We start from the raw sequence: 16,630 nt of genomic DNA on the forward strand, positions 1-16,630 counted from the left end.
ATCAGCTGGCGCTGCAGAGAACGAGCGTGGAACTCACACTGCCAGCGGGCTTCTCGCCTGTGCCCGCATAGCCGTTGGGCAGCGTCGTCGTGGCGTTCAGCGTGAAGGCGACGCTGATGGACAGCGTGGTTCTGAACGCGATCGTGGCCCCAGCCGGCAGTGCCGAGGTCAGGGTGATCTGGCGGGAGGTTGCGGAAAGTACCGACACGCTGGCTGTGCCTCCCGTCACACTGAACACACCGATGTTGGCAACTCCCGAACCGATGATGGTCACCGTGGTGCCGACGGGAAGCGGCGCAGAGCCTGCCGTGAGGGTGAAGCCGGGGCCAAGGACGCCAAGCACACCACAGCTGCCATCGAGGTGGTAGGCGCCAATGTCGATGGAACCCGAGACCGTGATCGACACGGCTGCGGTGTCGGTGTTGCTGCCCTGGATGGTGACATTGGTCGGCCCCTCGTCCGAACCTGCGGTGAAGGTCACCGTGCAAGTCCCTCCGGCCGGCAGCGACAGCCCGCAGGTGTTGCCGGAAACGGACAGCCCACTGACGCCGGGGACGGTGGCGCCGATATTGGCGGCGGCATTCGACCCCGTGTTGGTGATGGTCACGAAGCCCGTGCCGCCAGGAGCAATCGTCAGGGTCGATGCGGAGATTCCCAGCGTGGTCGTGGTGCTGGGCGCCGTCACCGTGAATGGCACGGTCGTGGCAGACGTGTTGCTGCCCGCAAAGCTGACCGGCGTAGGACCTTCCGCTGCGCTTGCGGTCAGCGTGATGATGCAATTGGCCCCCGCTGCCAGCGATGAACCACAGGTGTTGGCCGACACCGAGATGCCGCTGCCTGCCGGAATCGTGGCCTGAACGTCGAGCGCAGGGGCCCCACCGTTGTTGGTGATGGTCACCGAGCCCGTTGCGCCTGTGTTGAACGACACGGGCGTGGTGGACATGCCCAGCGTGGTCGGCATGACGGGCGCCGTCACCGTGACCGGCACGGTCGTGGCCAGCGTATTGCTGCCGCCGAAGCTGATGGCCGTGGGGCCTTCGGCGGCGGCCGCAGTCAGGGTGATGCCGCAGCTGGCCAAAGAGGCGAGTGCGGCGCCGCACGTGTTCGACTGCACGGTGATTCCGCTACCGGCCGGCGCCGTGGCGGTCACGTTGAAGGCTGCAGAAGCGCCGGTGTTGCTGATGAGGACCGTTGTCGAACCGCCCGCAGCGAACGACAGCGGAGCGCTGGGTATCGAAAGCGTGGCCGTGGGAACGGGCACCGTCACCGTGACCTGCACGGTCGTGGTGGGCGTATTGCTGCCGCCGAAGCTGACCGCGGTCGGGCCTTCTGCCGCCGCAGCCGTCAGCGTGATCGTGCAGTCGGCCCCGGGGGGCAGGGAGATGGGACAGGTGCTGGACGCCACCGTGATGCCGCTGCCGACCGGAATGGTGGCTTGCACGTTGAACGCCGGTGCGGGCCCGTTGTTGGTGATGGTCACCGTGCCCGCTCCGCTGGTGCCAAACGACACGGGTGCGGCGGGAATGTCCAGCGTGGTCGGCGTGACGGGGACCGTCACCGTGACCGGCACCGTCGTCGCCGGTGTGTTGGTGCCGCCGAAGCTGATGGCGGTCGGCCCTTCGGCCGCAGCGGCCGTCAGCGTGATCGTGCAGCTGGCAGCGGGGGCCAGGATGGCGGGGCAGGTGGTGGTGGACACCGTGATGCCGCTGCCGGCCGGAATGGTGGCCTGTACGTTGAACGCGGGTGCGCTTCCGCTGTTGGTGATGGTCACCGAACCTGCACCGCCGGTGCCGAAGGACACGGGGGCGGTGGGAATGTCCAGCGTAGTCGGCGCGACGGGGGCTGTCACTGTCACAGGCACGGTCGTGGCTGGCGTGTTGCTGCCGCCGAAGCTGATGGCGGTCGGCCCTTCGGCCGCAGCGGCCGTCAGCGTGATCGTGCAGCTGGCAGCGGGGGCCAGGATGGCGGCGCAGGTGGAGTTGGACACCGTGATGCCGCTGCCGGCCGGAATGGTGGCCTGTACGTTGAACGCGGGTGCGCTTCCGCTGTTGTTGATGGTCACCGAACCAGCGCCGCCGGTGCCGAAGGACACGGGGGCAGTGGGAATGTTCAGCGTAGTCGGCGTGACAGGGACCGTCACCGTGACAGGCACCGTCGTGGCCGGCGTGTTGCTGCCGCCAACGCCGATGTTCGTGGGGCCTTCCGGTCCTGCCGCCGTCAGTGTGATGGTGCAGCTTGCGCCCACCGGCAGTGACGCCGGGCAGGTGGAGGAGGCCACCGTGATGCCGCTGCCGACCGGAATGATGGCCCGCAGATTGAACGCAGGCGCCGTTCCGTTGTTGGTGATGGTCACCGAGCCTGCGCCGTAGGCGCCGAACAGCACCGGTGCCGGGGGAACGGCAGGCGCGGTTGGCGCGACGGGTGCGGTGACCGTGACCTGTGCGGTAGCGGCGGGCGCATTGCTGCCGCCGAAGCCGATGTTGGTCGGGCCCTCGGCCGAAGGGGCAGTCAACGTGATCGTGCAATTGGCCGAGGGAGCCAGGATGGCGGCGCAGGTGGTGTTGGACACCGTGATGCCGCTGCCCGCCGGAATGCTGGCCTGCACATTGAACGCAGGTGCGCTGCCGCTGTTGGTGATGGTCACCGAGCCAGCACCGTTCGCTCCGAAGGACAGGGACGCCGAGGGAATGGTCAGCGTGGCGGGCAGGACGGCAGTCGTCACCGTGACGGGCACGGACGTGGAAGCCGTGTTGCTGCCGCCGAAGCCGATGGAGGTCGGGCCTTCCGCCGAGGGGGCTGTCAGCGTGATCGTGCAACTGGCCGAGGGAGCCAGGATGGCGGAGCAGGTGGTGTTGGACACCGTGATGCCACTGCCCCCTGGAATGCTGGCCTGCACATTGAGCGCAGGTGCGCTGCCGCTGTTGGTGATGGTCACCGAGCCGGCGCCGCCCGCTCCGAAGGACACGGACGTCGCAGGAATGTTCAGCGTGGTGGGCGTGCCGGTTGCCGACACCGTGACCGGCACGGGAGTGGACGCCGTATTGCTGCCGCCGAAGCCGATGGCGGTCGGGCCTTCCGCCGAGGGGGCGGTCAACGTGATCGTGCAGTTGGCAGAGGGTGCCAGGACGGCAGGGCAGGTGGTGTTGGACACCGTGATGCCACTGCCTGCAGGAATGCTGGCCTGCACATTGAGCGCATTTGCGCCGCCGCTGTTGGTGATGGTCACCGATCCCGTGCTGCCCGCCGCAAACGACAGCGGCGTGGCGGGAATGCTCAGCGTGGTGGTCGGGGCCGGGCCACCTGTCACGGTGACCGGGGTGGTGGTGGCTGCGGCGTTGCTGCCGGCAATGCTGACGGTGGTCGGGCCTTCCGCCGCAGGTGCCGTCAGGGTGATGGCGCAGCTGGAGCCCGCAGGCAGCGTTGCCGCGCAGCTGTTGGACGAGATGGTGATGCCGCTGCCTGCGGGAATGGTGGCCTGCACATTGAGCGCTGCCGAACCGCCGCTGTTGCTGACGTTCACCGTGCCGGTGCTGCCTGCGGCAAATGACAGGCCCGCGCCGGGAAAGCTGAGCGTGGTGGGGTTGGCGCCAGCCGTGGCCTGGGCTGCCTCGGCGCGGCAAATGGTTTCCACATTCACCCGGCATGTGCCATTGGGCGCAATGGTGTTGCCCACGGCGCAAAGAGGCGGGGGCGATGCGGGCGGTGCCCCTGGCGGCATGAGATGGGTGAAGCCCGAGGGAAAACACTGATTCAAATTCGGTGGCTGAATGGCGGTGATTTTGAGTGCCACACCGGAATCATTGGTGAAATCTTCTGCAGAAAATCCATTGATATTGCCGCCATTGACAATTTGCGCAACGAGCAATGGCCGTGTCTCACCCGCCGGGTTGGTAAAGCTGCCCGTCAATTGGGCACGCAGATCGGGGCTGTGCCACAGCGTGGCGCACACGATGGCGCTGGTGCACAGCGCCATGAAGAGCGCCCGGTGCTGCCGGTTGCGCAGCACCAGCCAGGCGGCCATGGCCAGCCCTATGGCAAGGGCCAAGAGACTCCAAGGGTTGTCCATCGGAATCGCGGTTGCCGCGACGGCGGCAGCCGGAGCGACCGTGATGCTCTGGGCATTGGCAGCCATTGGGAATGAATGGGCTGCAATGGCGGCGACAACGGCGGGGGCAATGGAGATCTGCTTCATGGGTGAATGCCAGGGAGTGATCGGAAAATGAAATTTAAAGTAAGTTTTTTGGAGTATGTCTATTTGTATCTATCGATATCGAGGAATCGTTATGCTGCGACTTCTCAATGACTGTGAAATCGCTATCAATTTGATGCATTTGCAAAGGCCGCCAATGTGCTCGCTATTCCTCTGTGGAGCAGGTGCGAATGGAGAGCATTGGCAAGATCTTTTCCGGGAATTCAGAAAAGGCAAAAAAAAGCCCGTGACCGGCTTGCGGATCACGGGCTTTGGGCGGCAGCGCCCCGAAAGGCACTGCGGCGAATGCGGTTTTACTGCTGCTTGACCGCTTCGATGGACATCACCAGGCGCACTTGCTTGGGGAAGCCATAGTCCACGCCGTAGTTCACGCCGAAGGCGGTGCGGTCGATCACGGCTTCGAAGTCGCCGCCGCAGGTCTCACGCTTTTGCAGCATGGCGTTGGGGTAGCAGGTGAACTTGTTGGCCTTGATGGTCACGGGCTGGGTCTTGTCCAGGATGGTCAGGTGACCGGTGACTTCCTTGAGCTTGTCGCCGTCGAAGACGAACTTGTCGGAGACGAACTTGGCCTGGGGGAACTTGGCCACGTTGAAGATGTCGGCGCTCTTGAGGTGCTTGTCGAAGGCGGCGGTGCCCGAGCTCAGCGATTCCATTTCCAGCACGACTTCGACCTTGCCGGCCTTGGCGTCACGGTCGAATTCCACGGTGCCGCTCTTCTTGTCGAAGCGCACGCGGTTGGTCGAGGCGCCGTTGTGGTCGATCTCGAACGTGGCGAAGGTGTGCGTCGGGTCGATGGCGTAGGTTGCGGGAGCAGCCTGGACAGCGGTGGCGAACAGGCCGGCAATGGCCAGGGCAAACACGGAAGTGCGCATGAAAGAACTCCTAGGTTGGGGTTGCACGAAACGGGAAAGAAAATGGCCGATCTTGGGCAGGGACGCGGCTTACAGCTTGCCCACGCCGGTCAGTGCCAGCTTGAACTGCACCTGCACCTCGTCGGCCACCATGGAGGTATCGCCCCATTCGCCTTCGCCGATCTTGAATTGCAGGCGCTTGAGCGGCAGCGTGCCGGTGGCCGTGGTCGTGGTGCCGGACTGGGCCAGTTGCACGGGAATGCTCACGTTCTGGACCTGGCCCTTGATGCTGAGCTTGCCGTCCACCTGGTACTTGCCGCCGCCCAGTGCCTTGACGGCGGTGGAGTCGAACACGGCCTGCGGGAATTTGGCGACGTTGAACCAGTCCGCCTTGGGCAGTTCGGCATCGGTTTCCTTGGCGCCCATGGTGGCGCTGCCGGTGTCCACGGTGAAGCGGATCTTGCTGGTGTCGGGCTTGGCCGTGTCGAACTGGACCTGGGCATCGAACTTCTTGAAGTGGCCCTGCAGGGGCACGCCCATCTGCTTGGCCGTGAAGTTCACGGCGCTCTGGGCGGGCACGAGCTTTTGCTCGGCCAGTGCCGCTTGGGAAGCCAGGGCCGCAGCGGCCAGGGCGATGGAGGTCAGCGTGGAGGAAAAGCGCATGGCGAGACTCCTAGGGGTCGGGAAGGTCCGGTCAGGGGGTGGCTGGGGCCGGATGGACACCGGCCCTGGCTGGCGAGAGGTTGGCGAAAGGTTCAGGCGCGGCCCGGCAGCATGCGGGAGATCAGGCCGTCGCGGTCGATGAACTGGTGCTTGAGGGCGGCGCCCACATGCATGGCGATCAGCACGACCAGGGCCCAGGCCGCCCAGCCGTGCAGGGGCTTGAGGGTTTGCGCCAGTTCGGGGCTGGCGCTCACGAAGTCAGGCAGGGGCAGGATGCCGAGGAAGACGATGGGAAAGCCGGCCGCCGAGCTGTAGGCCCAGCCCAGCAGGGGCACGGCGAAGAACAGCAGGTACATGGCGTGGTGGGTGCCGTTGTGGGTCCAGTGCTGCCATTGCGGCATGGCGCGGGCCACGGCGGGCGGCAGCTCGGGCGGGCGGTGGGTGACGCGCCAGAGCAGGCGCAGCAGGCTCAGCGACAAAAGCGTGACGCCCAGCCACTTGTGCCAGTTGTACAGCTTCAGGCGCGAAGGGGAGAACGGCAGGCCGGTCATGTACCAGCCCAGGCCCAGGGCGGCGATCAGGCCCAGTGCCAGCACCCAGTGGGCGGCCATGGCCACGCCGGTATAGCGCGTGGCTCTGGAGGACGATTTTGCTGGCGCGTTGGCGCGGGCTGAGGACTCTGTCATGGATGGCGGCAGGCTTTGGAACCGTTCAGGGCCCCTGTGAAGGGGCCCTGGATGGCAAAAAGGGTGCGGTGCGCTCTGCGAGAACTTCGTGCACTGCGGACAACGTGCAGTGTAGGAAGCGGCAAATCCAAAAGAGTTCAGCGGTATTGACGGCTCAATTCAAAAAAGATGAAGGCCGCAGCACCCGTGGTACCCCCGGGCTGCAGGAGTTCAGGGCCGGGCGGGATCGGCGGGCAGCATGACCACGGCCTGCGCCGCCTGCTTCCAGGCGGCGGCGGCTGCGTCGGCATCGCCCCGGTGCTCGGCCATCAGGGCCAGGCGCTGCCAGGCACGGGTGCGCAGTGCGCTTTCCTGCAGATGGGGCGCAGCGCGCAGCAGCAGTTGCTGGGCCTTGCCCCAGAGCTGGCGCTGCACGCAGGCCATGCCGGCCAGGTATTGCAGGCGGGGTTCGCGCGGATGGCTGTTGGTGGCCGCCTCGATGCGTGCCAGCCAGGTGCCGTCCAGGCCGTCCAGGCAGGGCTCCAGCACCTGGACCAGGCGCGGCAGATGCGATTCGCTGCGCGGGCCGGCATGGGACAGCAGGCGTTCCCACACGGGCAGCAGCCAGGCGCGGGCCTGCGCGGCCTCGCCGCCCAGGGCCATGAGGCGCGATGCGGCCGGCAGCGCGATCTCGGGCATGGCACGTTCCTCACCGTCCAGCGACAGCCAGAAGTGCTGCAGCTGCGTGGTGTCGCGTGCCTCGTTGATGCTCTCCAGCACCAGGCCGCGCACCACGCTGGCGGCGGCCGCTGGCGAGAAGGCGCGGTGCTTGGCCAGCAGGCGCGCCGTGTCCAGCGCCGTCGATGTCTGGCCGGCCAGGCGCGAGGCCTTCAGGCGGATGCGCAGCGCAATCGTGCGGCGTGCCGCGCCCTGCGGCAGTTCGGCCAGGCGGCGCAGCGCGTCAGCTGCGTCGCGGTCGTCCAGGGCCCAGCGCGCGGCGCGCATCTGGGCGCCTTCGCGCATTTCCTGCTCCTGGGCATTGCCCTGGGCCGGTGCATTGGCCAGGACTTCGCGCCAGTGGTGGTCGCGCTGCGGGCTGTCCTGCAGGGCGTGGGAGGCATCGGCGGCCACCATGTGGGCAGCCGCACGCAGCCGCGTGCCGTGCGGCACGGCGGCATGTGCCTCGGCCAGGGATTCCTCCATCGCCAGGGCGGCCAGTGCCGACTTGCGTGCGCGCAGGAAGCGGCCGGCCTGCTGGTGCGACAGGGCTTCCAGCAGGCTGTGGTGCATGGCGCGCTCTTTTTGCTGGCTGCGCCAGCGCCGCGCCTGGTGCGGCATCTGCAGCAGCGCGGCCAGGGCGCGCAGCGCGGCATACAGCAGCACGAAGGCCAGCACGATGATGGCAATGGCCAGGTTCAGGGACAGGTCCAGCCGGTAGGGCGCCCAGAACAGGGTCACCGTGCCCTGGTTGGAGCCCGCGAACAAGGCGGCCGCAACGGCCATGCCGAACAAACCGATCAACCACAGTGCAGCGCGCATTCGTCTGTCTCCCGGCTGCTCAGCGGCCTGCGGCGGCCGTTGCCAGCGCCGCCAGGGTTTCCTGCAGCGCCGGCTGTTCGGTGGTGCGCAGATTGGCCTGGATCTGCTGCAGCTGGGCCTGCACGATCTGGGTGCGGCGCGCGGCAGGATCGAAGTATTTGTTCACGGCCATGCCCGAGGCGGCCAGGTCGGCACGCGCCGCATCCCATTGGCGCGACAGCAGGGCCAGGCGCGAGTTCAGCAGCTTGAGCTTGAGGTTCTCGCGCAGGAAATAGGCCTGCTCGGGCGCCAGCAAGATGGCGTCCGGGTGGTCGATGCGGCTGACGCGCAGCAGGTCCTGGGCCTCTTCGCGCACGGCCGTCCAGCCGCGCTCGCCCCAGGACTGCCACCAGCTCCACTCGGTGGGGCTGCCCTCGATGGGGGCGGGCTCGGGCTGGCGGGCCGCCTGGCCGGCCACGCCGCGATGGCGGCTGGCGCGTGGCTGGGCCACGGCGTTGAGCAGGGGCATCTCGTCGACCAGGCGCACCAGGTCCTCGATGCGGGTGAGCAGGCCGGCGGTGTCGGTCACGCTCATGCGGGCCAGCCGCTCCAGGTCGCGGTCCAGCGCCCGCATCACGGGAGCCAGACGGGGCTGTGCGGCGCGCTCTATGCGCTGGCGGGCGTTCTTGAGCGTGGCCACCAGCGGCTGCAGGCTGCCGGACAGCTCGGCCTGCTGCTGGGCCAGGCGGATGGAGGAATCTATGTCCACCACCAGGTTCTCGTCGCGCGAGCGCGACATGCTTTGCAGGAGTTCGTCGAGCTGCGTGCGCTGCAGCGACAGCTCGGCAATGCGCGCTTCCATGACCGAGGTGCGCGCCGCGCTGTCGCGGGCCAGGTCCTGGGCGTCGCGCGCCAGGGTGCGGGCCTCGACCGACTGGGAGCCGGACTGCGCGGACTGCCGGGCCAATTGTTCCTGGATATTGCCCAGGCGCTGCCAGAGCATGCCGCAGGCAATGAGCGCCGCCACGGCCACGGCGCCCACGCCCAGGACCAGGGCAGAGGAGCCGCTGCGCAGGTCTGCAGCGGGGCTGCTTTGGGCGGAGCCGGCAGCGAATGCTGCGGCGGAGGCTGGGGGCGTCAGGTCCTGCGGGGTGGGGCGGTCTTGCGCTGCGTCGGAACTCATGGCGTCGATTCTATCGACGCAACCACGTCCTCCAGAGCCGGCCGACATTGCTTGACATATCCGAATCCCAGTTGTCTGGCCTGGGCGGCGATTCGCTCGTGCGTAGCAAGCGCTCGCGCCTTTTGCCACGATTGGCCCGGCAGGAGCTGTTGCAGGTTGGCAACGGATTCGGCGCTGCTGAGCAGCCAGAGCGAGCCATCGTCGGCCGCCTGGCGTGCCAGTGCCGTCTGGGCTGCATCCCAGGCAGGCAGTTCGCGCTGGTAGACGGCCAGCATTTCGACCTGGGCACCGGCCTCGCGCAGTCGGGCGGCCAGCCAATCGCGGCCGGCGCCTGCCGTGGCCGGCACGGTCCTGGGCGCTCCTGCCTGGCTGTCGCCGCGCACGATGAGCACGCGGTCGCCCGCATGGATCTGGTCATGCACGCGCTGCCATAGCGTTTCGGATTCGAACTGGGCGGCGTCCGGTGGCGGCCCGTCGATCTGTGCTGGCGCAATGCCCAGGGCCAGCAGCGCCTGGGCCGTGCCGGGGCCGGGCGTCCAGGCGCGGGTGGACGCCGGAAGCCGTGCGGGGTCGGTGCCGAAGAAATGCTGGACGGCATTGCCGCTGACGAACATCACGGCGCGGTAGCCCGGGCCTTCGCGCAGCGCGTTGCGGGCGGCCTGCAAGGCCTGTTGCGTGGCCGCATCGCGGCAGGGGCCTATGGCCATCAGCGCCAGCGGCTGGGCCGGCAGGCCACGGGCCTGCAGCGCATCCACCCACGCGGCTGCGTCATGGGCCGGGCGGGTGACGAGTATGCGCGGTGGCATGCGGGCGTGCCGTCTAGAGCTTGGGGGCCGGTTGGGCGCCCGCCGCCTGCAGCAGCGCAGCCACGTGCTGGCCCAGCGCGTCGGCGCTGGCGAAGTCGGTGACGGTGGCATCGGCGTGCACCTGCACCAGCGGCAGCCGGCCTTGCGGGTCTCCCCAGGCTGCGTCCAGGCGCAGTTGCCGGCCGTCGAATGTGCCGTGCGCCGCCAGCGGCATGGAGCAGCTGCCGCCCATGCAGCGGCTGACGGCGCGCTCGGCGGTCACGGTCAGCCAGGTGGTCTGGTGGGCCAGCGGGGCCAGCGCGTCGATCAGGTCCTGGCGGTCGGCGCGCACCTCGATGCCCAGCGCGCCCTGGCCAGCGGCCGGCAGCATGCCGGTGGGCTCGAACCTGGCGCGGATGCGGTCGGCCAGGCCCAGGCGCATCAGGCCTGCGGCGGCCAGCACGATGGCGTCGTAGTGGCCTTCGTCCAGCTTGCGCAGGCGGGTGTTCACGTTGCCGCGCAGCGGCTCTATCTTCAGGTCCGGGCGCAGGGCCTGCAGCAGTGCCTGGCGGCGCAGGCTCGATGTGCCGACGACGGCGCCCTGCGGCAGCTCGGCCAGCGTGGCGTAGCGATTGGAGACAAAGGCGTCGCGCGGGTCTTCGCGCTCCATCACGCAGGCCAGCACAAAGCCTTCGGGCAGCTCCATGGGCACGTCCTTGAGCGAGTGCACGGCGATGTGGGCGCGTCCTTCTTCCAGCGCCACTTCCAGCTCCTTGACGAACAGGCCCTTGCCGCCGACCTTGGACAGCGTGCGGTCCAGGATCTGGTCGCCCTTGGTGGTCATGCCCAGCAATTCCACTTCATGCCCCCGGGCGCGCAGCAGCGCCTGGACATGCTCGGCCTGCCACAGTGCCAGCTGGCTCTCGCGCGTGGCGATCACGATGGAGTGGGGGAGAAGTGGTTTGGTGTTCATCAGGTGCCTCGGGGGGAGCGCGGGATGCTAGCATGCTGCGCCGCAGTAAACCCGGCACCAGGACCGAAGCCCAAGCAAACCGATACGCTGACCGATTCCAGGAGATTCGTTGATGGCCACCGCCCCCCGCAAGAGCAATGCGCGAGATGACAGGCGTGATGACAAGCCTGTCCGCAAGACGGACAAGGACCTGCCGCTGATCGAGGACATACGCCTGCTGGGGCGCATTCTGGGCGATGTGATCCGCGAGCAGGAAGGCGTGGCGGCCTTCGAGCTGATCGAGCAGGTGCGCCAGCTGTCGGTGACCTTCCGCCGCGATGCCGACGAGACCGCCGACCGCGCGCTCAAGCGCCTGCTCAAGGGCCTGACGACGGACCAGACGGTGAGCGTGATCCGCGCCTTCACCTATTTCAGCCATCTGGCCAACCTGGCCGAGGACCGCCACCACATCCGCCGCCGCGCCGTGCACGAGCGCGCGGGCAACACCCAGGAAGGCAGCATCGAAGTGGCGCTGGCGCGCCTGCGCTGGGCCGGCATCTCGGCCGGTACCGTGGCGCAGACGCTGGCCAAGAGCTATGTGGCGCCCGTGCTCACGGCCCACCCCACGGAAGTGCAGCGCCAGAGCATTCTGGTGGCCGAGCGCGACATCTCCCAACTGCTGGCCGCACGCGAGGACATCGTGGCCCGCGCCCAGCTGTACAACAGCGCCAAGGACGCGCTCACCCCGCGCGAGCTGGAACGCAACGAGGCCCAGCTGCGTGCCCGCGTCAGCCAGCTGTGGCAGACGCGCCTGCTGCGCTACTCCAAGCTCACCGTGGCCGACGAGATCGAAAACGCGCTGTCCTACTACGAAGCCACCTTTCTGCGCGAGATCCCCAAGCTGTATGCGCAACTGGAGCAGGAGCTGGGCAACACCCTGCCCGTGCACAGCTTCCTGCGCATGGGCCACTGGATCGGCGGCGACCGTGACGGCAACCCCAATGTCACGGCCCAGAGCCTGGAGCTGGCGCTGTCGCGCCAGGCCGACGTGGCCCTGCGCCACTATCTTCGCGAGGTGCACTACCTGGGCGGCGAGCTGTCGCTGTCCCAGCGCCTGGCCGATGTCACGCCCGAGATGCAGGCCCTGGCAGAGCGCTCGCCCGACACCAACGAGCACCGCTCCGACGAGCCCTACCGCCGCGCGCTCACCGGCATCTACGCGCGCCTGGCCGCCACGCTCAAGGTGCTGACCGGCGGCGAGGCCGCGCGCCATGCCGTGGCGCCGCAGAACGCCTATGCCTCGCCCGAGGAATTCCTGGCCGACCTGCGCGTCATCGATGATTCCCTGAGCCGCAACCACGGCGAAGTGCTGGCGCCCCAGCGCCTGCGGCCGCTGATGCGCGCCGTGCAGGTCTTCGGTTTCCACCTGGCCACGGTGGACCTGCGCCAAAGCTCGGACAAGCATGAGGAAGTGGTGGCCGAGCTGCTGGCTGCCGCGCGCCTGGAGCCCGACTACTCGGGCCTGCAGGAAGACGCCAAGTGCGCCTTGCTGGTACGCCTGCTGGAAGAGGCGCGGCCGCTGCGCGTGGTGGGCGCCGACTATTCCGAGCATGCGCGCGGCGAACTGGCCATCTTCGAGACCGCGCGCCGCCTGCGCGCGGCCCTGGGCGCCGAGGCCATACGCCACTGCATCATCAGCCACACCGAATCGGTCAGCGACCTGCTGGAGGTGCTGCTGCTGCAAAAGGAGGCCGGGCTGCTGCGCGGCACGCTGGACGACGGCGCCATCTGCGATGTGATCGTTGTGCCGCTGTTCGAGACCATCGGCGACCTGCGCAGCGCCTCGCCCATCATGCGCCGCTACTTCCAGCTGCCCGGCGTGGCGGCCATGGTGCAGCGCAGCGGCGGCGAGCAGGACATCATGCTGGGCTACAGCGACAGCAACAAGGACGGCGGCATCTTCACCAGCAACTGGGAGCTGTACCGCGCCGAGATCTCGCTGGTCGAGCTGTTCGACGAGCTGGCCGACAGCCATGGCATCAGCCTGCGCATGTTCCATGGCCGCGGCGGCACGGTGGGCCGGGGCGGCGGCCCCAGCTACCAGGCCATCCTGGCCCAGCCCCCGGGCACGGTGCGCGGCCAGATCCGGCTGACCGAGCAGGGCGAGGTCATCGCCTCCAAGTACGCCAACCCCGAGATCGGCCGGCGCAACCTGGAGACCCTGGTGGCCGCCACGCTGGAGGCCACGCTGCTGCAGCCGACCAAGCCGGCCACGCGCGCCTTCCTGGATGCGGCGGCCTTCCTGTCCGACGCCAGCATGGGCGCCTACCGCGCCCTGGTGTACGAGACCCCCGGCTTCACCAGCTACTTCTTCAGCAGCACGCCCATCCGCGAGATTGCCGAACTGAACATAGGCTCGCGCCCGGCCTCGCGCAAGCCCTCGCAGAAGATCGAGGACCTGCGCGCCATTCCCTGGGGCTTCAGCTGGGGCCAGTGCCGGCTCACGCTGCCGGGCTGGTACGGCTTTGGCGCCGCGGTCAAGGCCTTCATCGACCAGCCGGGCAAGGATGGCAAGGCCCAGCTGGCCCTGCTGCAGAAGATGTACCGCCAGTGGCCGTTCTTCCGTACCCTGCTGTCCAACATGGACATGGTGCTGGCCAAGAGCGACCTGAACCTGGCCTCGCGCTATGCCGACCTGGTGCCGGACGCGCGCCTGCGCCGCCGTATCTTCAGCGCCATCGAGGCCGAGTGGCACAGCACCGTCGATGCGCTGGCGCGCATCACGGGCGACAAGCAGCGCCTGGCCCACAACGAAGCGCTGGCGCGCTCCATCCGCCATCGTTTCCCCTACATCGATCCGCTGCACCATCTGCAGGTGGAGCTGGTGCGCCGCTGGCGCGCAGGCCAGACCGATGAGCGCATCAAGACCGGCATCCACCTGTCCATCAACGGCATCGCGGCCGGGGTGCGCAACACGGGCTGATCCTGCTCTCTGCAGGCCGCAACAGCCCTTTGCGGCCGGCGTTGTACGATGTGCTCCGGACAGGAGCGCCTGACTTCTGCCGGGAAGAAAAGGGTGGGAGCCATGGGCAACAAGACGTCACGGGCCGGCTTTCCGGGCGTGCAACTGTTCCTGACACAGCGCCTGGCCAGGCTGGCCGGCGCCAACTCCATGCGGGCCATACGCGAGGGCCTGCTCTGGCTGGTTCCCTGTCTGCTGGTCTCGGCCCTGTTCCTCATCCTGTCGGCGCTGGCGCAGATGTCCGGCCAGCCCGAACCCGTGGTGCGGGTGCTTGCGGGCCTGCACGCGGAGATCGGCAGCATCCTGCCGCTGCTGGTGGCCGCGTCCATCGGCTACATGCTCTCAATACGCCACCGGCTGCCGCGCCTGCCGGTGACCTTTCTGTGCTTCGCGCATGTGCAGATGGCCATTTATCTGCTGAGCGAGCATCCGCGCGCGGCGGCCACCCTGGTGCTGTTCATCTCCATCGCCTCCCCCCTGATCACCGTGCCCCTGATGGCGCGCCTGAGCCGGCTGCGCTGGACGCGCATCGCGCGCACCGGCTTCGTGAGCGAGAACGTGCGCGAGGTCATGAACCTCGTCGTTCCCGGCGCCCTTGTCGCCGTGCTGCTCGTGCTGCTGCTGCTGGGCCTGCAACAGGTGCTGCCGGATATCACGCGGGCCGAACTGCCGCTGGCCATCGCGGGCCCCGAGAACCCCTACCGCAGCGGGCTCACGCTGGCACTGCTCAATTCCGTGCTCTGGTTCTTCGGCGTCCAGGGGTACTACGCCATGCAGCCCTTCTTCCAGGTGCTGGACCAGGCGGTGGTGGCCAATGCCGCCGCGATGGCGCAGGGGCTGCAGGCGCCCTGGGCGCTCAGCGGCGGGCTGATGGGCTCCTTCGTCTTCATCGGCGGCTCCGGTGCAACGCTGTCGCTGGCGCTGGCCGTGCTGCTGTTTTGCCGGGGGCGGGGCCTGCGCGTGCTGGCGCTGGCGGCGCTGCCCATCTCCTTGCTCAACGTCAACGAGATCCTGCTGTTCGGGCTGCCGATCATCCTGAACCTGCGCCTGCTCGTGCCGTTTCTCGCGGTACCCGCCATCAACCTGGTCGTGGCCGTCACGGTGGTGCAGGCCGGCTGGGTGGCACCGGCCTCCATGGTGCTGCCGCTGACTGCGCCCGTGGTCTTCAATGCCTATGTGAGCACGGGCGGGGACATGGCAGCCGTGGTACTGCAACTGGCATTGACGGCCCTGGGAGCGCTGATCTATGCGCCCTACGTGCGGGCCATCGACCGGCTGGGCCAGGACGACGGTGCCATCGTGCTGCACGCGCTGGACACCACGTTCTCGCGCCTGCCCGAAGAGGCTGGCCTGATCGTGCGCGATCCGCTGGTGCAGGCGCACCAGGCGCAGGCCCGGCGCGAGACCATGCTGGCGCATATCCGTCGCATCAGCGAGTACGAGTTCCACCTGGAATTCCAGCCCCAGGTCTCGCACCGCAGCGGCCTGTGCCTGGGCTGCGAGGCCCTGCTGCGCGCGCGGGACGCGCAGGGCCGCTTGCAGCAGCCCGGCAGTTTCCTGCGCTGGCTGGCCGATGCGGGGCTGATGCGCGAGGTGGACCTGTGGGTGGCGGGCGCTGCCGTGCGCCAGAGCCGGCGCTGGCGCCAGGAGGGCTTTGCCATGCCGATCAGCATCAATGTGTCGGGTGCGACGTTGACATCGCCCGAATACTGCTCGCGCCTGATGCTGCTGCTGGCCCAGGCCAGAGGGCAGGTCGGCGTGGAGATCACGGAGGAAGAAATGGTGGGCGACGTGGAGGCGATCCGCCGCGCCATAGGGCAGATCCATGCGCTGGGCGCCAAGGTGTCCATCGATGACTTCGGCACCGGCTTCTCGTCCATGAGCTACCTGCACCAGTTCGACGTGGATGCCATCAAGATCGACCGCAGCTTCGTCGTGGCCAGCGGCCATGCCAAGGGCGAGCTGGTGCTGGACGGCCTGCTGCGCTTTTGCGAGGCGCTGCAGCTGAACGTGGTGGCCGAGGGCGTGGAGACCGAGGCGCAGTTGCAGGCCCTGGGCTTCGAGGGCGAGCTGCTGGTGCAGGGCTGGTACTTCAGCCGCGCCCTGCCGGGCGAGAAACTGCCGCAGTTCGCCAGGGACTGCGCCGCCAGGGCAGGCGGCGGGACGGTCTAGATTCCTGGATTCCTGTGGCGGCATCGCGGGTGCGATGCGCGGTGCAGATCATCAGTGCAGCATCAGCGAGCCGGCGCTCTTGCTCTTGCCGGCGCGTGCGGGCGGATTGCACAGGCCGCACTGGTAGTGGCGCTCGTTCTCGTAGGGCTCGGTCACGAACTGGCCCTTGCACACCGTGCACTGGGTGCGGGTCAGCATCTGCGCGTCGACGAACTTCACCAGGCGCCATGCGCGGGTGAAGGACAGCAGCGCTTCCAGCTCGGCGGCCTGGATCTGCTCGGTATAGAGACGGTAGGCCTTGGTCAATTGTTCAACGGCATCCAGCTCGGCGCCCTTGGACAGGTATTCGTAGATATTGAGGAACAGCGAACTGTGGATGTTCTCCTGCCAGGTCAGGAACCAGTCGGTCGAGAACGGCAGCTGGCCCTTGGAAGGCGACTTGCCGGCGATCTCCTTGTACAGGCGGATCAGGCGCTCGTAGGACAGCGTGGTCTCGGATTCGAGCACCTGCATGCGTGCACCCATCTCGATGAGCATGGCGGCGCGCTCGATCTGCTTGGACTCGTTCAGGACACTTTTGGCGGGGGTGGACATGGCGGGCTCCAGAGT

Annotated in this window: 11 protein-coding genes and 1 pseudogene; 2 read left to right on the forward strand and 10 right to left on the reverse strand. The window is 68.0% G+C overall.

The window, feature by feature from the left end:
* Position 1 precedes the first annotated feature (1 nt).
* From DACI_RS11135 to hemC, 9 genes and pseudogenes are all read right to left on the reverse strand, one after another.
* The gene (locus tag DACI_RS11135) at positions 2 to 3,631 is read right to left on the reverse strand and encodes a beta strand repeat-containing protein (protein WP_232244044.1); all 3,630 of its coding nucleotides are present in this window, start codon (positions 3,629 to 3,631) and stop codon (positions 2 to 4) included.
* 57 nt (positions 3,632 to 3,688) lie between these two features.
* Positions 3,689 to 4,192, reverse strand: a pseudogene (locus DACI_RS32790) (midcut-by-XrtH protein); the annotation flags it as partial.
* 311 nt (positions 4,193 to 4,503) lie between these two features.
* Complete coding sequence (locus DACI_RS11140) at positions 4,504 to 5,082, reverse strand: YceI family protein (RefSeq protein WP_012204149.1); 579 nt, start codon at positions 5,080 to 5,082, stop codon at positions 4,504 to 4,506.
* 69 nt (positions 5,083 to 5,151) lie between these two features.
* On the reverse strand, positions 5,152 to 5,724 hold the full coding sequence (locus DACI_RS11145) for a YceI family protein (RefSeq protein ID WP_012204150.1): 573 nt from the start codon (positions 5,722 to 5,724) through the stop codon (positions 5,152 to 5,154).
* Between the two features lie 92 nt (positions 5,725 to 5,816).
* Entirely contained in the window at positions 5,817 to 6,410 is a 594-nt protein-coding gene (locus DACI_RS11150) for a cytochrome b (RefSeq protein WP_012204151.1), read from the reverse strand.
* 210 nt (positions 6,411 to 6,620) lie between these two features.
* Entirely contained in the window at positions 6,621 to 7,928 is a 1,308-nt protein-coding gene (locus DACI_RS11155) for a heme biosynthesis HemY N-terminal domain-containing protein (protein ID WP_012204152.1), read from the reverse strand.
* Between the two features lie 19 nt (positions 7,929 to 7,947).
* Positions 7,948 to 9,090: a uroporphyrinogen-III C-methyltransferase gene (locus DACI_RS11160; RefSeq protein WP_012204153.1), complete on the reverse strand. Its 1,143-nt coding sequence runs from the start codon at positions 9,088 to 9,090 to the stop codon at positions 7,948 to 7,950.
* Positions 9,087 to 9,896, reverse strand: a complete 810-nt coding sequence (locus DACI_RS11165; protein WP_012204154.1) for a uroporphyrinogen-III synthase — start codon at positions 9,894 to 9,896, stop codon at positions 9,087 to 9,089. The genes DACI_RS11160 and DACI_RS11165 overlap by 4 nt, the downstream gene beginning before the upstream one ends.
* 13 nt (positions 9,897 to 9,909) lie before the next feature.
* Positions 9,910 to 10,848 carry a hydroxymethylbilane synthase gene (gene hemC, locus DACI_RS11170; protein WP_012204155.1) on the reverse strand — a complete coding sequence of 313 codons (939 nt, stop codon included), beginning with the start codon at positions 10,846 to 10,848 and terminating at the stop codon, positions 9,910 to 9,912.
* Between the two features lie 112 nt (positions 10,849 to 10,960).
* On the opposite strand from hemC, the gene ppc reads away from it, so the two are divergent.
* Positions 10,961 to 13,810, forward strand: a complete 2,850-nt coding sequence (gene ppc / locus DACI_RS11175) for a phosphoenolpyruvate carboxylase (protein WP_012204156.1) — start codon at positions 10,961 to 10,963, stop codon at positions 13,808 to 13,810.
* 102 nt (positions 13,811 to 13,912) lie between these two features.
* The gene (locus DACI_RS11180) at positions 13,913 to 16,021 is read left to right on the forward strand and encodes a PTS sugar transporter subunit IIC/EAL domain-containing protein (protein WP_012204157.1); all 2,109 of its coding nucleotides are present in this window, start codon (positions 13,913 to 13,915) and stop codon (positions 16,019 to 16,021) included.
* A gap of 51 nt (positions 16,022 to 16,072) precedes the next feature.
* Here the strand turns inward: DACI_RS11180 and flhC are convergent, their stop codons facing one another.
* On the reverse strand, positions 16,073 to 16,615 hold the full coding sequence (gene flhC / locus DACI_RS11185; protein WP_012204158.1) for a flagellar transcriptional regulator FlhC: 543 nt from the start codon (positions 16,613 to 16,615) through the stop codon (positions 16,073 to 16,075).
* Positions 16,616 to 16,630: the final 15 nt, after the last annotated feature.

Origin of the sequence: Delftia acidovorans SPH-1 (assembly GCF_000018665.1) — a bacterium.
GTDB lineage: Bacteria > Pseudomonadota > Gammaproteobacteria > Burkholderiales > Burkholderiaceae_C > Comamonas > Comamonas acidovorans.